At 38.2% G+C, this 220-nt stretch carries 1 protein-coding gene; it reads right to left on the bottom strand.

Annotation, left to right across the window (positions count from 1 at the left end):
* Positions 1-220 (bottom strand): integrase core domain-containing protein (locus AN391_RS20495; RefSeq protein WP_152967924.1); only part of this gene is annotated, 220 nt, incomplete at both ends.

Here is a 220-nt window from a genome sequence, read left to right as displayed (position 1 = left end):
ATCGTCCCATGCATTCGCACTGAGTTGTAGTAATTCTCAATATAAAAACGACTTTGTATTGTCATTTCGCTACGACTCAGTTCATTTAGATTACTCATCCATTCTTTTTTGTACTGAGCAAAAAAACTTTTTGAACAGGCATTATCCCAGCAGTTTCCCTTTCTCGACATGCTAATCGTTACACCTCGCTTGTTCAACCACGATATAGTCTCTTTAGCTC

The sequence above is a fragment of the Pseudoalteromonas sp. P1-13-1a genome (genome assembly GCF_001401875.1).
Lineage (GTDB): Bacteria > Pseudomonadota > Gammaproteobacteria > Enterobacterales > Alteromonadaceae > Pseudoalteromonas.
The sequence above is the reverse complement of the archived record's forward strand: the minus strand, read 5'-3'. Positions and strand labels throughout refer to the sequence as shown.